This window comes from Luteimonas campi, assembly GCF_051162505.1.
In the GTDB taxonomy this organism is placed as follows: Bacteria; Pseudomonadota; Gammaproteobacteria; order Xanthomonadales; family Xanthomonadaceae; genus Luteimonas.
Map to the genome: position 1 here is coordinate 302,446 of NZ_JBNWEM010000002.1, position 19,009 is coordinate 321,454.

21 protein-coding genes are annotated in these 19,009 nt (G+C 71.3%); 8 read left to right on the top strand and 13 right to left on the bottom strand.

Annotated features, from left to right (window positions below; all coding sequences use genetic code 11):
• Positions 1-18: 18 nt before the first annotated feature.
• The gene (locus tag ACQYVW_RS06435; protein ID WP_434935734.1) at positions 19-1,131 is read right to left on the bottom strand and encodes a prephenate dehydrogenase; all 1,113 of its coding nucleotides are present in this window, start codon (positions 1,129-1,131) and stop codon (positions 19-21) included.
• Positions 1,132-1,328: 197 nt separating this feature from the next.
• Between ACQYVW_RS06435 and ACQYVW_RS06440 the strand changes: the two genes are divergently transcribed.
• A complete protein-coding gene (locus tag ACQYVW_RS06440; RefSeq protein WP_434935735.1) occupies positions 1,329-1,811 on the top strand; it encodes a YajQ family cyclic di-GMP-binding protein in 483 nt (160 codons plus the stop codon).
• Complete coding sequence (locus ACQYVW_RS06445; RefSeq protein WP_434946400.1) at positions 1,804-2,394, top strand: DUF1415 domain-containing protein; 591 nt, start codon at positions 1,804-1,806, stop codon at positions 2,392-2,394. The genes ACQYVW_RS06440 and ACQYVW_RS06445 overlap by 8 nt, the downstream gene beginning before the upstream one ends.
• A 4-nt stretch (positions 2,395-2,398) precedes the next feature.
• Here the strand turns inward: ACQYVW_RS06445 and ACQYVW_RS06450 are convergent, their stop codons facing one another.
• From ACQYVW_RS06450 to ACQYVW_RS06460, 3 genes are read right to left on the bottom strand one after another with little or no spacing between them, the layout of a single operon-like run.
• A complete protein-coding gene (locus tag ACQYVW_RS06450) occupies positions 2,399-3,088 on the bottom strand; it encodes an HAD family hydrolase (RefSeq protein ID WP_434946401.1) in 690 nt (229 codons plus the stop codon).
• Positions 3,085-3,795: a pseudouridine synthase gene (locus ACQYVW_RS06455; RefSeq protein ID WP_434946402.1), complete on the bottom strand. Its 711-nt coding sequence runs from the start codon at positions 3,793-3,795 to the stop codon at positions 3,085-3,087. Before ACQYVW_RS06455 ends, ACQYVW_RS06450 begins: the two co-directional genes overlap by 4 nt.
• On the bottom strand, positions 3,792-4,814 hold the full coding sequence (locus ACQYVW_RS06460) for a class I SAM-dependent methyltransferase (RefSeq protein WP_434946403.1): 1,023 nt from the start codon (positions 4,812-4,814) through the stop codon (positions 3,792-3,794). Before ACQYVW_RS06460 ends, ACQYVW_RS06455 begins: the two co-directional genes overlap by 4 nt.
• Before the next feature lie 141 nt (positions 4,815-4,955).
• On the opposite strand from ACQYVW_RS06460, the gene ACQYVW_RS06465 reads away from it, so the two are divergent.
• A complete protein-coding gene (locus ACQYVW_RS06465) occupies positions 4,956-5,210 on the top strand; it encodes a hypothetical protein (RefSeq protein ID WP_434946404.1) in 255 nt (84 codons plus the stop codon).
• Between the two features lie 21 nt (positions 5,211-5,231).
• Here ACQYVW_RS06465 and ACQYVW_RS06470 read toward each other — a convergent pair whose 3' ends face one another.
• Together ACQYVW_RS06470 and ACQYVW_RS06475 are read right to left on the bottom strand one after the other, a co-directional pair.
• Complete coding sequence (locus tag ACQYVW_RS06470) at positions 5,232-5,669, bottom strand: hypothetical protein (RefSeq protein ID WP_434946405.1); 438 nt, start codon at positions 5,667-5,669, stop codon at positions 5,232-5,234.
• The gene (locus ACQYVW_RS06475; protein WP_434946406.1) at positions 5,666-6,268 is read right to left on the bottom strand and encodes an RNA polymerase sigma factor; all 603 of its coding nucleotides are present in this window, start codon (positions 6,266-6,268) and stop codon (positions 5,666-5,668) included. The genes ACQYVW_RS06470 and ACQYVW_RS06475 overlap by 4 nt, the downstream gene beginning before the upstream one ends.
• Before the next feature lie 141 nt (positions 6,269-6,409).
• Here ACQYVW_RS06475 and ACQYVW_RS06480 point away from each other — a divergent pair, with 141 nt between their 5' ends.
• From ACQYVW_RS06480 to fabB, 3 genes are all read left to right on the top strand, one after another.
• Positions 6,410-6,736: a hypothetical protein gene (locus ACQYVW_RS06480; protein WP_434946407.1), complete on the top strand. Its 327-nt coding sequence runs from the start codon at positions 6,410-6,412 to the stop codon at positions 6,734-6,736.
• 164 nt (positions 6,737-6,900) lie between these two features.
• Positions 6,901-7,410 carry a 3-hydroxyacyl-[acyl-carrier-protein] dehydratase FabA gene (gene fabA / locus ACQYVW_RS06485; protein ID WP_434934725.1) on the top strand — a complete coding sequence of 170 codons (510 nt, stop codon included), beginning with the start codon at positions 6,901-6,903 and terminating at the stop codon, positions 7,408-7,410.
• Entirely contained in the window at positions 7,407-8,639 is a 1,233-nt protein-coding gene (gene fabB / locus ACQYVW_RS06490; RefSeq protein WP_434946408.1) for a beta-ketoacyl-ACP synthase I, read from the top strand. The genes fabA and fabB overlap by 4 nt, the downstream gene beginning before the upstream one ends.
• 133 nt (positions 8,640-8,772) lie before the next feature.
• Here the strand turns inward: fabB and ACQYVW_RS06495 are convergent, their stop codons facing one another.
• Genes ACQYVW_RS06495 through ACQYVW_RS06505 form a run of 3 tightly spaced genes read right to left on the bottom strand, consistent with a single transcriptional unit; the run spans position 8,773 to position 12,283 of the window.
• A complete protein-coding gene (locus ACQYVW_RS06495; protein WP_434946409.1) occupies positions 8,773-8,997 on the bottom strand; it encodes an RNA-binding S4 domain-containing protein in 225 nt (74 codons plus the stop codon).
• Between the two features lie 14 nt (positions 8,998-9,011).
• Positions 9,012-11,537, bottom strand: coding sequence for an ABC transporter permease (locus ACQYVW_RS06500; RefSeq protein ID WP_434946410.1), 2,526 nt, complete (start codon positions 11,535-11,537; stop codon positions 9,012-9,014).
• Positions 11,534-12,283 carry an ABC transporter ATP-binding protein gene (locus ACQYVW_RS06505; protein ID WP_434946411.1) on the bottom strand — a complete coding sequence of 250 codons (750 nt, stop codon included), beginning with the start codon at positions 12,281-12,283 and terminating at the stop codon, positions 11,534-11,536. The genes ACQYVW_RS06500 and ACQYVW_RS06505 overlap by 4 nt, the downstream gene beginning before the upstream one ends.
• A 249-nt stretch (positions 12,284-12,532) precedes the next feature.
• Between ACQYVW_RS06505 and ACQYVW_RS06510 the strand changes: the two genes are divergently transcribed.
• Positions 12,533-13,177, top strand: a complete 645-nt coding sequence (locus tag ACQYVW_RS06510; protein ID WP_434946412.1) for an arylesterase — start codon at positions 12,533-12,535, stop codon at positions 13,175-13,177.
• 248 nt (positions 13,178-13,425) lie between these two features.
• Here the strand turns inward: ACQYVW_RS06510 and ACQYVW_RS06515 are convergent, their stop codons facing one another.
• From ACQYVW_RS06515 to ACQYVW_RS06530, 4 genes are all read right to left on the bottom strand, one after another.
• On the bottom strand, positions 13,426-15,606 hold the full coding sequence (locus ACQYVW_RS06515) for a Tle-like phospholipase domain-containing protein (protein WP_434946413.1): 2,181 nt from the start codon (positions 15,604-15,606) through the stop codon (positions 13,426-13,428).
• A 34-nt stretch (positions 15,607-15,640) separates the two neighbouring features.
• Positions 15,641-16,552: an ankyrin repeat domain-containing protein gene (locus ACQYVW_RS06520; protein WP_434946414.1), complete on the bottom strand. Its 912-nt coding sequence runs from the start codon at positions 16,550-16,552 to the stop codon at positions 15,641-15,643.
• A gap of 87 nt (positions 16,553-16,639) precedes the next feature.
• Positions 16,640-17,329 (bottom strand): M23 family metallopeptidase, encoded by a 690-nt coding sequence (locus tag ACQYVW_RS06525; protein ID WP_434934740.1) that lies wholly within the window; start codon positions 17,327-17,329, stop codon positions 16,640-16,642.
• 9 nt (positions 17,330-17,338) lie between these two features.
• Positions 17,339-18,301 carry a L,D-transpeptidase family protein gene (locus ACQYVW_RS06530; RefSeq protein ID WP_434934741.1) on the bottom strand — a complete coding sequence of 321 codons (963 nt, stop codon included), beginning with the start codon at positions 18,299-18,301 and terminating at the stop codon, positions 17,339-17,341.
• 127 nt (positions 18,302-18,428) lie between these two features.
• Between ACQYVW_RS06530 and ACQYVW_RS06535 the strand changes: the two genes are divergently transcribed.
• Entirely contained in the window at positions 18,429-18,998 is a 570-nt protein-coding gene (locus ACQYVW_RS06535) for a DUF3016 domain-containing protein (RefSeq protein WP_434934743.1), read from the top strand.
• Positions 18,999-19,009 lie beyond the last annotated feature (11 nt).

Below are 19,009 nucleotides of genomic sequence, written 5' to 3' on the forward strand. Positions count from 1 at the left end.
TGCCGCATCCGCCACCGCTCAGCCGGCCTCCAGCACATGCCCCAGGCCATCGGCGTCGATCTCGGCCACCGCCATCGACAGCGCCGCCGGATCGGTGCCGCGGACGAAGCCGATGCGGAAATGCACCTCGCCGGCCGGCGTGCGCGAGGAATGGATCGATTCCAGGCTCACCCCGTGGCGCTCGAACACGTGCAGCAGCGTGCGCAGCGAACCGGGCCGGTCCTCGGGCAGGTGCACGCTGGCGTAGCGCCGGGTGACCAGGTCGGCGAGCAGGTAGCCGACCCGTTCGTAGGCGTAATTGCCCTCGGCCAGGGCCTGCGCGCCGAAACTGTCGCGGCTGTGCAGGAAGCGTTCGCGGAAGCGGGCGCGTGCCGCGTCGTCGCCCTGGCTGACCAGGCTGCGCAGTTCGGTGAACTGCGCCAGCAGCCGGTCCAGCACCTCGGCCGCATGGCGGTTGCCGAACTGGATCTCTTCGTAGATCGCCGGGTTGAGCGACAGGATGCGCGCGGCGATCGCGGCATCGAGTTCGAACGAGGCCGAGCGGAACGGCAGGATCGCCTGCAGCCCGCCCAGTTCGTCGGCGTACTCGCCCAGTACGCCGGCCTGCGCCAGGTGCGAGGCGTGCACCATCGCCTGCACCAGCGCCATCATCCGGTCGTGGCGCTCGGCGCTGGCGTGCACGTATTCGCCCTCCAGCGCGTCGAGCAGGCCCTGCAGCCATGGCCGCCAGCGGTCGAGCCGCGCTTCGCACACCACCACCACGCGGCCCTTGAGGGTCGGCGCCTTGGGCGGAGCGGTCATCGGGTGCAGGCCGGCCACTTCCGCGCGCGACCGCAGCATCGCCTCGGTCGGCGCCTGCTTGATCGAGGTGATGTCCAGCCACAGCCGGCCCGCCTCGCGTCCGGCCGACCGGCGCACGTACTCGTCGATCACCTGCGGCGTCTGCCGGATCGGCGTGGCGAACAGCAGCACGTCGGCCTGCGCCAGCAGCGCCTCGGGCGCATCGCTGCCGGGATCGCCGGGATCGTGGCCGAGCACGCGCAGGCCCATGCGCCGTTCGAAGAAGCCGCGCAGCCAGCGGCCGTAGGTGCCGGCGCTGCCGACGATGGCGATGATGGGGGATGGGTTCACGCAACGGCACGTCGGCACAGGCAGGCGCGACACGTTACGGGCTGGCAGGCGCGTGCGCATCCGTTGCGGGCGCAACTGTGGGGTAACCTAGCGCCCGGCGCACGCGGCAGCGCGCCGCCTGCCCGGGCGCTGCCGTCGATCCACGTCGTCCCGCGCGGGACGACGCCCCATTCCCCCCGTTTTCCTCGAGTCCCGCCATGCCCTCCTTCGACATCGTCTCGGAAGTCGACACCCACGAACTGATCAACGCCGTCGACCAGGCCAACCGCGAACTGTCCACCCGCTTCGACTTCAAGGGCGTGGACGCGAAGTTCGTGCGCGAGGACGCGGTGATCACCCAGTCCGCGCCCAGCGAGTTCCAGCTGCAGCAGATGACCGACATCCTGCGCGCGCGCCTGATCGCGCGGAAGATCGACGCGCGCTGCCTGGAGTTCGGGGACATCGACACCAACGTCGCCGGCGCGCGGCAGAAGGTCACCGTGAAGCAGGGCATCGAGCGCGAGCTGGCCAAGAAGATCCAGGGCAAGCTCAAGGACGCCAAGCTCAAGGTCGACAGCCAGATCAACGGCGACAAGCTGCGCGTGACCGGCAAGAAGCGCGACGACCTGCAGGCCGCGATCGCGCTGCTGCGCGGCGAAGACTTCGAGCTGCCGCTGCAGTTCGACAACTTCCGTGACTGAGCCGGACTTCGACCAGGCGCTGGTCGAGCGCGCCGTGCGGCGCTGGCTCGAGCGCGCCGTCATCGGCCTCAACCTCTGCCCCTTCGCCAAGGCGGTCTACGCCAAAGGCCAGGTGCGGATCGTGGTGAGCGACGCCAGCACCGAGCGCGCGCTGCTCGAGCAGCTGGGCGAAGAGCTGGCGCTGCTGCGCGACACGCCGGCCGCGGCCATCGATACCACCCTGCTGGTGCATCCGCTGGTGCTGGGCGATTTCCTGGCCTACAACGACTTTCTCGATGAGGCCGACGCCCTGGTCGAGACGATGGCGCTGGACGGGGTGCTGCAGGTGGCGAGCTTCCATCCCGACTACCAGTTCGCCGACAGCGCGCCGGACGAGGTCGACAATCTCACCAACCGCGCTCCGTATCCGATCCTGCACCTGCTGCGCGAGGACAGCGTCGACCGCGCGGTCGAGGCCTATCCGGAGCCGGACGCGATCATCGAGCGCAATATCGCCACGGTACGGGGGCTCGGATTCGCAGGGTGGCAGGCGCTGCTGGACGACCCGGACGGCGCGCCCGTCGACAGCCCACCCGCGGCCTGACCCGCTAGACGGCGCGCGCGAGCGCAGCGGCCTCCAGCAGGGTCTGCGCCCGCGCCAGCGAGGGCACGATCCGGTGGCCGAGACCGCGCAGCGCCGCATCCGGCTCCACCAGGTCGGGCACCTGCACCGGCAGCATCCCGGCCGCCAGCGCGGCACGCACCCCGGCCGGCGAATCCTCCAGCACCAGGCAGCGCGCGGGCTCGACCCCAAGCCGCTCGGCCGCGAGCAGATAGACGTCCGGTGCCGGCTTGGGCCGGGGCACGTCGCTGCTGGTACACACCGCATCGAAGCGGTCGAGCAGGCCGGCGCGGCGCAGCTTGCGCAGGGCCAGCGGCCGCCGGGTGGAGGTCGCGACCGCGCGCGGCAGGCCCTGCCGCTGCAGCCAGTCCAGCAGCTCGACGATGCCTGGGCGATGCGGGATGCCCGCCTCCACCATCGCCTCGTACAGGACGTCGGCGCGATCGAGCATCGCGTCCGCCGCGCGCCCGCCCAGCCGCTCCGCCAGGATCTCGCGACAGGCCTGTTCGCCGGTGCCCACCAGCGACAGCCACAGCGAATGCGGCAGCGCGTGCCCCGCCTCGGCGGCGGCGCGGGCCATGCAGTCGGTGATCGCCCGCTCGCTGTCGAGCATCAGGCCGTCCATGTCGAACACCACCGCCGCGGGCAGGAACGGCAACGGGGCAGCCGCACTCACGCTGCCGGCCCGTCGAACAGCCGGGCGAGATCGTCGGCGCCAAGCTGGCGCCACTCACCCGGCGCCAGTCCATCGAGCGCCAGTCCGCCGATGCGCGGGCGGTGCAGCGCCAGCACGTGGTTGCCCACGGCGGCGAACATCCGCCGCACCTGGTGATAGCGGCCCTCGGTGAGGGTCAGGCGCGCGTGCGTGGCATCGACTGGCTCCAGCCGGGCCGGTTTCAGCGGCGTGGTCTCCGACTCGAGCATCAGGCTGCCGCTGGCGAACACCGCCGCCTCGTCGCCGCGCAGCGGGCGGTCCAGCGTGGCCTCGTAGGTCTTGGCGAGGTTGGATCTGGGCGAGATGATCCGGTGCAGCAGCTGGCCGTCGTCGGTCAGCAGCAACAGACCGCTGGTGTCGCGGTCGAGGCGTCCGACGGTGGACAGCACCGGGTCGCGGCGCCGGAACCGTGGCGGCAGCAGGTCGTAGACCAAGCGGCCGGCGTCCTTGGTCGAACAGGTCACGCCGACCGGCTTGTGCAGCATCAGCACCATCCCCGGGGCCGGATCGAGCGGCTCGCCGTCGATGCGCACGGTGGCGTGCTGCACCGGGTCGTCCGCGTAGAGCACCTCGCCGTCGGCGTCGGTGATCCGGCCCTCGCGGAACATCCACTGCACCTCGCGGCGGCTGCCGTAGCCGAGGTTGGCGAGGTAGCGCAGCAGCTTCATCGGGCCCTCACCGCATGCACCACCTTGAAGCCGCCCTGGACGGCGATCTCGCCGACCTGCCCGAAGCGCGCGGCCAGCATGTCCTCGTAGGGCAGCTGGCGGTTGGCCACCAGCCACAGTCCACCGCCGGGGCGCAGCGCATCGGCGGCCGCGGCGATGAAGGCGCGACCGATCTCCGGGCGCGGCTCCCCGCGCAGCGCATGGAACGGCGGATTGCTGACGATGAAGTCGTAACGGCGCGGCAGCCCGGTGGTGACGTCGTGCCACAGGAACTCCAGCGCGGCGCGGCTGGCATGCGCGGCCAGGTTGGCGCGCGCGCAGTCCAGCGCGCGCAGTTCGGCCTCCACCACGTCCAGCGCGGTCACGCCCGGGCAGCGCGCCAGTACCTGGTCGGACAGATAGCCCCAACCGGCGCCGAGGTCGGCGCCATGCCCGGACAGCGTCGCCGGCAGGTGCCGCGCCAGCAGCGCGGAGGCGGCGTCGACACGGTCCCAGGCGAAGACGCCGGGCCGGCTGAGGAATCGGCCATCCAGGATCGGCCGCGGCGCATCCAGCGCGCCCCACTCCGCGGCCAGCGCCGCGTCGGCGCCGCCTGCCTGCGCCCAGAACACCCGGCACTTGTGCTTGCTCTGCACGCTGGCGGCACCCAGCAGCGCCTCGAAATCCGCCTGCCCGGTGCGGGCCCCGGCATCGTTGGGCATCGCCGCCACGACATGGCCGCCCGGCAGGGTGCGTGCCAGCGCCTGGGCCAGCAGCGCGCGCGCCTCGTCGCGCTGGCGCGGCGGCAGCAGCAGCACCAGCCCGAAACGGTCGTCGCTGGCGGCACGCACCGCGAACCCGGAACGCCCGAGCGCATCGTGTTCGGGACGGAAGCTCTGTTCGCAGGCCAGGCTGCGCGGCGCATGGGCGTGCAGCGCGGCGCCGCTGCGCGCGCGCAGGAACAGCGCGCCCGCCTCGGGCCAGGCCAGCTGGCCGCTGGCGAAGGGCAGCATCAGCGCATCGAGGGCGGGATCGGACATCGGCACGGCGGCACGGCAGGGCGCACGATTCTAGCGGGCCGCGCGCGGCCGGCCCGGAAACGCCCGCCATACGCATCCTTGACCGCGCAAGAACATCCGCGCCCGCAGGCTGGTGACTGGCACATGACATTGGGAGGCGCCATGCGCGCACTGTTCGTCGGCGGCGTGATCGACAATGGCGAGCTGGACCTGGACGGCGAGCCGCCGGTGCACTACCCGCCCGAAACCGGCAGTGGCCAGTCGCGCTACCGCCTGCAGGCGGTGGGACGCGGTGACGATGGCGTGGCGTGCGCGGTCTACGGCGCCCCGGATTTCGACCGCGACGAAGTGATGCGGATCAGCGAAGAGCGCGACTACGCACGCCGCTTCGGTGTCCAGCTCGATGAAGTGGAGTAGCGCGCGCGGCGCGGCCGCCGGCTAGGCGGGCGCGGCCCACGCGGCCGCTCGCAGCCGGCGCGCGGCTTCGGGCAGCCAGGACAGCAACAGGCAGGTGGCGCCCAGCAGCGCCCACTGTGCCGCGCCCGTGCCCAGCGCCTGACTGGCCAGCGCCCACCACTGGCCGCCGAAGTACCCCAGGGTGCCCATGGCCGCCACGGCGAGCGTGGCCAGCAGCGCCTGCAGCAGGCCGCGCTCCAGACGCGCATCGGCCGGCTGCGGCCGTGGCGCCGCCGCGGCCAGCGCCGCGACGCCGGCGGCGAAGTCCTGTGGGGGCTGCGACAGCGGCTGGCTGTGCAGCGCGCGCGCCAGCAGGGCATCGGCGCGGCGCGACGGCGCCTCCAGGGCCTGTTCCTGGGCCAGCCAGTCGCGCTCGGCAACGGAGCCTTGGGTGGATGGACGAGGCAGGCGGGTGTTCATGCGGCGAAAACTCCCAAGCTGGGTTCCAGCAGCTCGCGCAGGCGCTTGCGGCTGCGGAACAGATGGCTCTTGATCGTACCTTCGGCCAGACCGGTGATCCGTGAGATCTCGCCGATCGGCGTGTCCTCCATGTGATACAGCGTCAGCAGCGTCCGCTGCAGTGGCGGCAGCCGCCCGATGGCCTCATGCAGCATGGCGACGGCCTGGTCGTCTGCGGCGGCCGACTCCAGGTCGAAACCGTCGCCGACCGACTCGGCCAGGTCGGGCGCGTCGGCCCCGGCCGCCGGCTCGGCGATGGGGATCCGCCTCTTCTCAAGGTGCCGCCGGGCCACCGAGTACGCCACCTGGGCGACCCAGGACTTGAGGGCGCTGTCGCCGCGGTACTGGTGCAGGGCCTGGTGCACGCGCAGGAAGGCCTCCTGGCACAGTTCGCGGGTGTCGTCCGGGTGGCGCACCATCCGGTCGATCACGTGCCAGCACAGGCCCTGGTACTCCCGCACCAGCCGCTCGAACGCGCCCGGCGTACCGGCCAGCACCGCCGCCACCAGGGCGCGGTCCGCGTCCAGCACGTCCTTGTCGGGGGCGGGGAATCCGGTCATCGCCCACAGGGATACGCCCGGCGCGGGAACGGTTGCAAGGCCGGAACGGCAGGGGCAGGCCGCCACCGCTGCAACCGCGCGCCGGCTCGCCGTATCTCCAGTGCCGAACCCACCACACTCCGCAACCTCCGGGAACCCGCCATGGACATCGCCGTCTTCATCCCCATCGTCCTGTTCGTCTGCATCTACCTGTCCATCAAGGCCGTGGTCGATGCCCGCGCCCGCCGCCACCTGGTCCAGTCGCACGGCTCCGAGGACATGCTGCGGACCCTGCTGGCCGGCGAGGAATCGCGCCGCCGCCACGCCTCGTTGCGCTGGGGCGTGATCCTGGTGGCGCTGGCCGTCGGCTTCGGCGTACTCGAGGCCGTGGGCGGGGAGGACCCCTCGCCGCTGATGTTCGCGATCCTGCTCGGCGCGACGGGCCTGGGCAACCTGGCCGCCTACGCGGTCACCCGCCACCTCAAGTAGGGCTTCCGGCCGGCTGCCGCGACGGCAGCCGGCCGGCCGTTTCAGGCGGCCTGCACGCCGCATCTGCGACTTTGGTCGAGCGTCCCGCTACCGCGCGCGCGCCGGAGGGGCGCTTTTCCGCGATACTTGCAGGATTGTCCCGCGCAAGACGAGTCGTCCGTTCGATGAAGGATTCCTTTAGCTACGACCAGCTGATCGCCTCGGGTGAAGGCACGCTCTTCGGCCCCGGCAGCGGCCGCCTGCCCCTGCCGCCGATGCTGATGTTCGACCGCATCACCCATATCGACGACGAGACCGGCGCCTATGGCCTGGGCCGGGTCGAGGCCGAACTCGATATCCGCCCCGACCTGTGGTTCTTCCAGTGCCACTTCGCCGGCGACCCGGTGATGCCCGGCTGCCTGGGCCTGGACGCGATGTGGCAGCTGGTCGGCTTCTACCTGACCTGGCAGAAGCTGCCCGGCCGCGGCCGCGCGCTCGGCGCCGGCGAGGTCAAGTTCACCGGCGAGGTGGGCCCCGACGCGAAGCTGGTGCGCTACGAGATCGACATCAAGCGCGTGATCAAGCGCAAGCTGATCCTGGCCATCGCCGATGCCCGCATGTACTGCGACGGCACCGAGATCTACACCGCCAGCGACCTGCGGGTGGGCCTGTTCCAGCGGGAAGGCGAAGCATGAGCCTGGCGCTGGGCCCGCGTCGCGTGGTGATCACCGGGATGGGCATCGTCTCGTGCATCGGCAACGACCTGGACACCGTGTCCGCCGCGCTGCGCGACGGGCGTCCGGGCATCCGCTTCGACCAGGAATTCGCCGACCGCGGCCTGCGCAGCCAGGTCTCGGGCGTACCGCAGGTGGACCTGGAGGCGCAGATCGACCGCAAGCTGCGCCGCTTCATGGGCGACGCGGCGGCCTATGCCTACATCGCGCTGCGCGACGCCATCGCGCAGTCGGGGCTGGGCGAAGAACAGGTGTCCAACCCCCGCACCGGCCTGATCATGGGCTCGGGCGGCGGCTCGCCGACCAACCAGATCGAATCGGCCGACACCCTGCGCGAGCGCGGCATCCGCCGCGTCGGGCCCTACCAGGTCACGCGCACGATGAGCTCGACCGTGTCGGCCTGTCTGGCCACCGCGTTCGGCATCAAGGGCCTGAACTATTCGATCTCCTCGGCCTGCGCCACCTCGGCCCACTGCATCGGCGTGGCCGCGCAGCAGATCCAGGCCGGCCTGCAGGACGTGGTCTTCGCCGGCGGCGGAGAAGAGGTCAGCTGGGGAATGGCCATGCTGTTCGACGGCATGGGCGCGCTGTCCACGAAGTACAACGACACGCCGCAGCGCGCCTCGCGCGCCTACGACACCGATCGCGACGGCTTCGTCATCGCCGGTGGCGGCGGCGCCCTGGTGCTCGAGAGCCTGGAACACGCGCAGGCGCGCGGCGCCACGATCCTCGGCGAACTGGTCGGCTTCGGCGCCAGCTCCGACGGCGAGGACATGGTGGCCCCGTCCGGCGACGGCGCCATCGCCTGCATGCGCCTGGCCATCGACGGCCTGGATGGCGGCATCGACTACATCAACACCCACGGCACCTCGACGCCGGTCGGCGACGTGAGCGAGCTGCGGGCGATGCGGGCGGTGTTCGGCGAAGCGGTGCCGCCGTTCTCCTCGACCAAGTCGCTCACCGGCCACTCGCTGGGCGCGACCAGCGTGCACGAGGCGATCTTCTGCCTGCTGATGCTGCAGCAGGGCTTCATCGCCGGTTCGGTGAACGTGGACAACGTCGATCCGGAAGCAGCCGACCTGCCGCTGGCGCGCGAGAGCCGCGACGCCGGCCTGCGCACGGTGCTGTCCAACAGCTTCGGCTTTGGCGGCACCAACGCCAGCCTGGTGCTGCGCCGCTGGGAGAACTGACCAGCGGCGACCATCCCGGCGCCCGCACTGCGGGAGCCCTTCAGGCGCGAACTCGATCCGCCGCGACACGCCTCCGGCTTCGCGACTGAAGTCGCTCCCACAGCGGCCTGCGGCGCACGCAGGTCCGGCGTCTTCAGGGTCCGCCGGCGGTGACGCGGATCCGGACGCCGTCCGCCTCCACCACCTGGCCCGCGCGAATCTTGCAGGTCTTGCGCAGTTCGACCTCGCCATCCACGCGCACCGCGCCGCTTGCGACCAGCGCCTTGCCGGCGCCGCCGCTGTCGACCACGCCGCACAGCTTGAGCAACTGGTTGAGTTCGACGTATTCGCCGTCGAGCGCGAAGGTTTCGTCATCCATCGATCATCCTCCGCCTAGCCCTGCAACTCGCGCAGCGTCGTCGAGGGCGGCGCGTCGAGCACGCGCCTGGTGGCGTACAGGCCGGCGGCCAGGGTCACCGCCACGCCCAGTGCGCCGCCCACCGCCGCCAGCATCCAGTTCGCCCGCCAAGGCAGGTCGAACACTTCGGTGGCGATGACGCCCGACAGGATCGAGGCCGCGAGGGCGGCCACCAGCCCGGACAGCAGACCGATCGCGGTGAACTCGGACACCTGCGCCATGCGCAGTTGCCCGCGCCGGCCGCCCAGCGCGCGCATCACCCCGCCCTCGAGCAGGCGTTCGTCCTGGCTGGCGCTCACCGCCGCCAGCAGCACCAGCACGCCCGCCAGCAGCGAGAACCAAAACACCACCTGGACCACGGTCGACACCTGGTCGGCGGTGCTGCGCACCTGCGCCAGCACTGCGTCCACGTCGATCACCGACAGGTTCGGGAAGGCCTGCACCAGTTCCGCGGTGAAGCGGGACTGCTCGGGCGGCACCTGCACCGCGGTGATGTGGCTGGCCGGGTAACCATCGAGCGCGCCGGGCGACGCGAGCACGAAGAAGTTGGGCTGGAAGCTTTCCCACTCCACGCTGCGCAGGCTGGTGATCGGCGCCTCGAAGCGCTGCCCGGCGATGTCGAAGGCGATGCGGTCGCCGACCTTCCAGCCCAGGCCGTTGGCGAACTCCTCTTCCACCGACAGCTCGGGCGTGGCCGGCGTCCCGTTCCAGAAGCGCCCCGCCGTGACCCGGTTGTCGTCGCGCAGGGCATCGGCCATCGACAGGTTGAACTCGCGCTCCGCGCGCCGCTGCGACTGGCGATCCTCGTCCGCGTCGCCGGTGCGGTTGGCATAGTCCTCGCCGCGCACGGGCTCGCCGTTGCGCTCGACCAGGCGCGCGCGGACCATGGGGAACAGCACCGGCTCGGCCACGCCGCGTGCCGCGATGAATTCGCGCACCGGCGCCAGCTGGTCGGACTGGACGTTGATGATGAAGCGGTTGGGCGCGTCCTGCGCCAGCGCCAGCTGCCAGCGGTCGAGCAGATCGGTGCGCACGAAGGTCAGCAGCAGCAGCGCCATCAGCCCCAGGCCGAGTGCGCTGACCTGGGCGATCGAGGTGCCTGCGCGCCGGCTGACGTTGGCCAGCCCGTAGCGCAGTGCGCCGCGCAGCCGCGTGCGCAGGCGGCGCACGGCGACGATCAGCAGCCAGGCGATCAGCGCCAGCACCGCCAGCGTCGCCACGATCCCGCCAAGCATCGCCGTGGCCAGCGTGGCCGAGCCCGCCTGCCACCACAGCAGGGCGGCCAGCCCGCCCAGCCCCGCCAAGGCGACGATCCATGCCGAAGGTTCGGTGCCGTCCAGATCGCGGCGCAGCACTCGCAGCGCGGGCACGCGCCGCAGCGCCAGCACCGGCGGCGCCCCGAAGGCCAGCAGCACCACAAGGCCCACGCCGTAGCCGCGCAGCGCGGGCCACACGCTCGCCGGCGGGATATCGACCTTGAGCGCCTGGGCCAGCCAGCCGGCCACCGACCACTGCAGGGCGAAGGCCAGCGCCACGCCCACGGTGCAGGCGATCAGGCCCAGCAGCAGCAGTTCGCCGACATGGATGCCGACCAGCGTGCGCTGCTGCGCGCCGAGGCAACGCATCACCGCCACGCCGGAGAGGTGCCGCTCGCTGTGCCGGCGCGCCGCCATCGCGACGGCCACCGCCGCCAGCACCACCGACACCAGCGCCGCCAGACCGAGGAAGCGCCCGGCGCGGTCCAGCGCCGAACGCACTTCCGGCCGCGCGTCGCTGATCGTCTCGATGCGCTGCCCGCGACCGAGGTTGGCCTTCGCAACGCTGGCGAAGCGCTCGACCGCGGCGGCTTCGCCCGCCACCACCAGCCGGTAACGGATGCGGCTGCCTTCCTGCACCAGGCCGGTGGAGTCCAGGTCGTCCAAGTTGAGGAAGGCCTTGGGCGCCACGTTGAAATAGTCGATCGAGGCGTCGGGCTCCTGCACCACCAGCGCGGCGAGGCGGAACTCGCGCGTGCCGATGCCGACCGGGTCGCCGACGCGTGCACCCAGGGTGTCGGCGCCGGCGCGGCTGAGCCACAGCGTGCCGGGCTCGGGCACGCCGGCCGCGTCGCGCTCGATGCCATCGGCGCCTGCGATCCGGAACACGCCACGCAGCGGGAATCCGGCGCCCAGGGCGCGCAGGTCGCCCAGCTGCAGCCGCGCATCGGCACCGCTGCCGACGCGGATCATGCTGTCGAGTTCGACCGTCTGCGTGCGCTGCAGGCCGGGGGCGCCGGCAGCCTCGTCGATCGCGCCGGCGATGGGCGCATCGCCGCGCACCAGCGCGTCGCCGCCCAGCAGGCGGTTGGCCTCCATCGCCAGCGCGCGGCCGGCACGGTCGGTGACGAAGCCCACCGAGGTGACCGCCACCACCGCCAGCACCAGCGCGGCGAACAGGATGCGGATGTCGCCGGCCTTGATGTCGCGGCGCAGCTGGCGCCATGCGAGCGTGAGCGTCCTCATGCGCCGATCAAACCGCGCTCGTCGGCGACGAGCCGACCGCTGTCGAGCCTCAGCGTGCGATGGCAGCGCGCGGCCAGGTGGTCGTCGTGGGTCACCAGCACCAGGGTGGTGCCGGCATCGGCGTTCATCGCGAACAGCAGTTCGATGATCGCCTGCCCGGTGTTGGTGTCGAGGTTGCCGGTGGGTTCGTCGGCGAACAGCAGGGCCGGCCGGGTGACGAAGGCGCGCGCCAGCGCCACGCGCTGCTGCTCGCCGCCGGACAGTTGCCTGGGATAGTGGCCCAGGCGTTCGCCGAGGCCGACCTTGCCCAGCATCGCGCGCGCAGGTGCGTCGGCATCGCCGTCGCCGCGCAGTTCGAGCGGCAGCATCACGTTCTCCAGCGCGGTCAGCGACGGCAGCAGCTGGAAGTTCTGGAATACGAAACCGACCTGTTCGCCGCGCACCCGGGCGCGTCCGTCCTCGTCCAGCGCCGAGATCGCCTCGCCCCCCAGCGCGACCGTGCCGGTACTGGGGGTATCGAGCCCCGCCAGCAGCGACAGCAGGGTGCTCTTGCCCGAGCCCGAAGCGCCGACGATGGCCACCACCTCGCCACGTGCGACCTCGAAGCCGACGCCATCCAGGATGGTCAGGGGACCGGACGGGAGCGCCACCTGCTTGCCCAGCCCCTGCACGCGCAGGGCGGGAGCGGCAGCGGTCGAGGCAGGCGCCGGGTCGGCGGCGGCGTGGGGCACGAAAGCGTCGGCCATGTTCATTCCGGATTGGTTATCGTGGACCGCAGGCGCGATGCGCACGACGGACGAGGAGTTTCGATGCAGCAGCTTGACGGTCACGGCACGGCACCGGCGGCGTCCGCGCATGCGCGGCGACCCGATGCGCCCCGTGCGCGGACGCAGGACCCGCTGGCCCGTCGCGGGGCCGGCCGGCACGCGCCGCCGCGCAGGAACGCGGGGCGGCGGAGCGTACGTCTTGCACCTTATGGCGGCTGCCTTGGCCGGATGCAATGGGCCATCGGTTTACTCCTGCTGCTGTGCCTGCTGCCGGCCCTGGCCCAGCCTGCGCCAGCGGCGGGTGCACAGCCGCGCACCGTGCTGGTGATGGGCGACTCCCTCTCGGCCGGCTACGGCATGGCTGCGCACGAAGGCTGGGTCTCGCGGCTCGGCGAACGGCTGGCGCGCGAGCGGCCTGGCTGGCGCGTGGTCAATGCCAGCATCAGCGGCGAAACCACGGCCGGTGGCGCCTCGCGCATTGTCGGCGAGGTGCTGCGCCATCGTCCGGATGTAGTGGTGATCGCCCTGGGTGCCAATGACGGCCTGCGTGGCCTGCCGTTACGCGAGGCGCGGCGCAACCTGGCGCGCATGATCGGCGCCTCGCAGCACGTGGGTGCGAAGGTGCTGCTGGTGGGCATGCGCATGCCGCCCAACCTCGGCCAGGACTACACCCGCGGCTTCGAGCGCAACTACCGCGAGCTGTCCGAACTGTTCGACACCGCCTTGCTGCCGTTCCTGCTGGAACCCATCGCGCTCGACCGCAACGCCTTCCAGGATGACAACCTGCACCCCACCGTCGAGGCGCAGGACAAGCTGCTCGAGCATGTATGGCCGGCGCTGGAACCCCTGATCGAGGACACCGGCACGCCTTGAGCCGGGGCGTCGCCCCTGCGGCGACTTCACGGATCCACGCTCCCGCATCCAACGCCAGGTCGACGAGGCGCGACCGTAATCGTCCGGCGGGAATGCGCGCCCCCGGTTAGGGCGTGGCGGCAAGGGCGACCCGGGTCTGTGTGAAACCACCCTTCCCCGGACTAGCGGCCGTGCCGGCGCTGGAACCCATTCAGGCCGGGCCGCACAAGACGCCGCGACCGCTCCGGCCAGACCCGCGCTGCGTCCGCTCAGCGCGCCAGCGCAGCTTCCTCCGGCGGACTCGCCTCCCGCCCCGGAGCGACGGCGGTCGACTGCAGCCCGTCGAGCCGCGCCTCTCCGTCCCGCAGCCAGTGCCGCGCCTGCGGCGTGTCGAGCATCGCGGCGGACGCGGCGGAGATGCGGGCACCATCCCCGGACTTGATCGCATCGAGGAGGCTGTCGAGCGCGCGGCCGGACTCGCCGGTATGCAGCAGCGGCCGGTCGACCGGAGGCGCGTCGCGCCCGCGCATCCGCAGCAGCGCGCGGGCGGCCTCCTCCTGTCTCGCGATCTCGCCATCGAGGCTGGGAATCATGGCGCTGTCCATGCCGTGGCGCTGCAGCGCTTCGTGCAGCGCTGGCCCCGCCTGCCTGGCCAACTCGACCGTGCCGTGCACGTCGTAGCCGGTCCAGGGTGAACCGGGCCGGTAGGCCACGGCGCCGCCCAAGAGCATCCCCTGGGTGCCGCCCAGAGTTGCACCCGCCAGCGGCGCGCGTGCGGTAACCGCCTCGACGCGTTGCCCACCCGCGTCCAGCACCGCATCGACGACCGTGCCGGCCACGGCCAACCGCAGTTTCATCGTCTCGCCGGCCTCGCGGGCGTTGGCGTACATCGCCTCGCCCATCGACCGCGACGCCAGACGGATCGCGCCGGCCGACACCTGGCCCTGCGTCCGCGCCTGTCCGGCCTCGGCCCTCGCCTGCGCGGCCAGGGTCCCGGCCTGTGCGAGGCTGGCGTCGGCCTGTCGCTCCAGGTCCCGCCGGGCCTCCGGCGACACGACGCCCGCGACGGCAGCGAGCACCCGCCAGCCGCCGGCCGCTACCTGTCCCTGCCGTTCCTGCACCCAGCCCCGGGCGTCGTGGACGTCGGCCTCCACCGACGCGCCCAGTTCCCGCCACTGCGCCGCCAGTTCGCCAGCACAGCGCGTCCCATGCGCGAAGGTGGTGCCGCCGACCCGGTAGCCCTCGGCCGCAAAAGTCCCCGCCTGCCAGAGCGCGCCGCGGACACTGTCCCCGCCGACGTCCAGCCCGCGCCCGCCCCAGCGTCCGCCGACCGCCACGACCTGGCCTACCGAACTGCCCGCTTCTGCACCTCGCGCGGCGGACGCCAGCGTGGTCAGCAGCGGGCTGGCCAGTCGATGCAGGTCGGCCACCGAAGCCGCGTGCTGGCGATCCACCAGGACACCGTCGACCGACGCCATTGCAGGCAGCGGTGGCTTGCGCACGCCGGCAGCCTGCGGCAGGTCGCGCAGCAGCGAAGCGCCGTTGCCGCTCTCCAGCCTGTCGAGAAACGCATGCACGGCCGGATGCGACGACTCCGAGATCCCCGCCATCAACTCGCGCTCCAGCACCTGGCGAGCCTCGGGCACATTGCGCAGCACGCCGGCGGTGTCGGACAGCAGGCTGCCAAGTCGATAGCGGTCCAGCACGCCCAGCTTGGCCAGATCGCCCTGGACACCATCGTTCAGGAGGTCGCCCTGGACCTGCCAGGCGGTGACGGTCTGCAGCGTGTCATACACAGGAACGTTATGCGCCTTGGCAAATCGGTCCACTGTCTCCGGATGAAGACCTGCAGGGTTGAACGTATAGGCGCGCATGCCGGTAACTGCAGACGCCGCCGCTGCAACGGCGGCGCCCATGCTGTGGCCAGACATGTCGAACTCGAGACCTTGCTGCCTCAAAAATACGGCCAGATCCATGCCCCTATCGTGGTACTCCACTGGCAGCCCTACCGACTGTGGAAAGTTGTTCCCCGCGAAATCCTCAAGAGCCGTATCCCGACGGGTTCCATCGGACTGCAGGACTTCTCCGGCAGAGCCTTTGAATACGAGAGTAGGCTTGAATCCAAGCCCCAGGATCTCTGGGTCCGGAAAATATATCTCCGCCCGGAAGCCAGAGGTGTCCGGTTTGAGGAGACCCAGAAGTTCGGCTTCCGACAAATCGCTTCCCGGCAACGCTTTGAGAAGCAGGGCGGGATTCTCGCTGCCCCTCAGCCAGCCGTGGGGCGAGACCCCCTCGCCTTTTGCCGCCATGTAACCATCGCTCGTTACTCCCGCCATCTGCCGCGCGCGGTAGAGTTCATCGAGGTTGGAGGCGTGCGTCTCCAACGCCAATTCGTTGGTCGTACGCAGTTTTGCAAGAAGTTCCTGCTGTTCCTCGCGTCTGCCGTTCATGACATTCCTTGTCTTCGATTCAGGCTACGGCCCGTCAATCATTTTTTGCGACAGCCAATCCGAGGCGTTCGCGCATCGCCCGATAGTGTTCCGGGATTGGAGGACGCTCATACCCGCGCGCGAGCAGGACGGCTTGGCATTTGATCTGCCAATCAGGTGCTTCCGGATCACCCGGGTGCCAGAAGATCGCTTCAATGGCATGGGAGTCCGCCTTCGCGACAGGTGCCCTCTGCTCGTCGTACTCCCTCGACGGGTCAGCACCACGCTCAAGCAGCCAATAGGCCGTCTCAAACGCTCCCCGAGATGCGTACACGTTGAGGATGGTGCGCCCTACAGAGACGTCGGCATTCACATCCGCCCCCCGCTCCACCAGCAGTTGCACGTTGCGCCACTGGTTTCCATTGATATAGGCGTGGAGCAGCAGCGCTTCGTCGTTGGCATTGCGGGTGTCCGGGTCGCCGCCGTGGTCGAGCAGGATCCGCAGGTAGATCGGATCCGGCTGCTGCGCAGCCCAGACCATGGCGTTGGGCTGGTAGCGCTCGCCTCGATCGCTGGGAAAAAGCCTTTTGACGTTGGGATCGGCGCCGGCCTCGAGCATGGCGCGCAGGCCCTCGGGATTGCCGGTGATGATCGGCCAGGCCAGCAGCGGGATGCGACCCTTGGGGCTGCTGAAGATCGCGTCCGGATCGACGCCCTCCTCCCGCATCAGCCGCGTTACCTCGCGCGCATCGCCATGCTCGGCGGCAATGGCCAGCGCCTGCGCCTGGGGGTCAGGAAAGATCTCGACCAGGGCGGCCTGCTGGCGCGATTGCCGCGCGGCGGCGAACAGGTCCGGATGGCACCCGGTGAGCAGCAGGCAGGCCAGCGCGAGCCAGCACAGCAGGATGCGGGGGACGGTGGGCGCGACCCCCGCGGCACCGCGCTGCTGCGTGGTACGGGACGGCATCCCTGCGACTCCTTCCATGGCGTCCTGCCTGTCTGGTCGACGGCCGCAGGTTAGCGCAATCGGCGGTCGCGGACCATGCGGCGGCCGTCACCGCGCAGGGCTGCCGCCCAGCAGCGGATAGGGATTGACCGGCGTGCCGGTCCACCACTGGCGCTCGGGTCCGAGCGCGAACACGGCGAAGTGCAGGTGCGGGGCGGAGGGATCGGCATTGCCCGTGCTGCCGACATAGCCGATCACCTGGCCGCGCCGGATCTGTGCGCCTTCGGCCATGCCAGGCGCATAGGCCTGCAGGTGGGCGTAGTAGTAGCACCAGCGCCCCGTGGGCTCGAACTGGTAGAGGGTCAGCCCGCCGCGCTCGCTGTCGAACAGCTTCTCGACGTGGCCATCGGCCACCGCCAGCACCGGCGTGCCGGCCGGGGCCATGATGTCCAGCGCTTCGTGACGGCGCTCGTTGCCGCGCGGGTCGCCAAAGGTGTCGGACAGCTCGCGCGCCTCCACGCCCTGCACCGGGACCAGCAGGTCTGCGGAGACCGTCGCTGCGGCTGCAGCCCGGGGCAGCGGCGGCGCTGCTTGTGCACTCGCTTCGCGAGCGCGTGCCGGCGGCTCGATCGACGGGTTGGACGCGCCGACGCCGGCCACGGCGGATGCAGGCGCGACGTCCTCGCTGACCTGTGGCGTCGGGCTGCGCTGCCAGAGCGCCCGACCGTCGCCACCCAGCAACCACCACCCGGCATTGGCCAGCAGCAGGAGCAGCACCGCGAGGCCCAGCCAGCGCATGCGCCGCGCTCACTCCTGCAGCAGGACGCGGGTGCCGGCGCGCACCGCACCGGACACCGCGCGAGCCGACCAGTTGGTCAGCCGGATGCAGCCATAGGACTGAGCCTTGCCGATCTGCGCCGGTTCGGGCGTGCCGTGGATGCCGTAGTGCGGCTTGGACAGATCGATCCAGACCGAGCCGACCGGGTTGTTCGGCCCCGGCGCCAGCGTGGCCTTGGCGTGGTCGGGTTCGGCGTCCCAGAACAGTTCGGGGTTGTAGTGATAGGTCGGGTCGATGGCCACGGTCTGCACCTTCCACTCGCCGATCGGCAGCGGGTCGTGCTCGCTGCCGGTGGACGCCGGAAACTGGGCGTAGACCTTGCCCGCCGCGTCCTGCAGCCGCAGGACCGAGTCGGAACCGTCGACCACGACCGCAGCAGCCTCCGGCAGCGCCGGCAGGTCGGCGACGTTGGGCACCACCAGTTCGGTGCCCGCCTCGAGCGCCTTGTCCGGGTTGAGGCGCGCGATGAGCGTCGGCGACGCCTGGAACTTCTCCGCCACCGCCTCCTCCACCGAGGCATAGCCCAGCGCATCGAGGCCGGCCTTCTCCATCGTGTCCTGGGGAATGTCCTGGAACGGGCCCGCCACGTCCTCGGCAGTGAGCTTGTAGACCACCAGCGCCGGCGCGCCATCGGCGGCCAGCGCCTCCCAGGTCTTCTCCCCCAGTTCGCCGTCGGCTTCCAACCCCTTGGCCCGTTGGAAACCGGCGAGCGCGCGCCGGGTATTGGTGCCGGTGCCGCCGTCGATCTCGCCCGGGGAAAAACGCGCGCGTTCCAGCAGCACCTGGGCCCGCAGCAGCGCCGCGGGCCCGGCGCCCGTGGCGGCGTTCACCGTCTCCGGGCTCAAGTCGGGCGTGTCGACGCCAGCGGCGTGGCCCGGCGCGATGGCCAGGCACAGCAGCACGGCGGACAGGGACGGCAGCAGTCGGGACATGCGCGGCTTCCGGGTGTCGATTCGGGGCGAATGATTGCGCGAGCGCCCGCCTGCGGCACGTGAACAGGGTCGTGGACGGTTAAGCCCGGCCGGCGCAGACTGCCTGGGTCCACCCCGGAGTCCCGCCATGAGCCGCGCCGCACGCCTGCTCCTGCTGGTTGTCGTCCTGCTGGCGACCGCCACCGTCACCGCAAAGACCCGCAACGTCACCGATCCGGAAGCGCCGCGCAGCCTGCCGGCCGAAGGCCCGGTCCAGGTACAGTGGACCGACCCGGCCGAGTTCACCGATCTCAAGTTCAGCGGCAACCGCTGGCATGCCGCCCGTGGCAACTGGGTCGAGCAGTTGGCCGAGCACCTGCGCGAATCGGCGACCAAGCGCCTGCCCGAGGGCGAGCGCCTGGAAGTGACGATCACCGACATCGGCCGCGCCGGACGCTACGAACCCTGGCGTGGCATGAACATGCAGGACGTGCGCTTCCTGCGCGACCACTATCCGCCGTCGATCGCGCTGGAGTTCAGGCACTACGGTGCCGACGGCCAGCTGATCGCCGAGGGGACGCGCAGCGTGCGCGACGCCGGCTACCTGTCGGTGGGCGGCGCGGGTCCGGGTACGCGCGACCAGCTGTACTACGAGAAGCGCATGATCGACGGCTGGGTACGCGACGAACTGCGCCGCTCGGAAGTCGCCAGCCACTGAGTGGAGCCGCG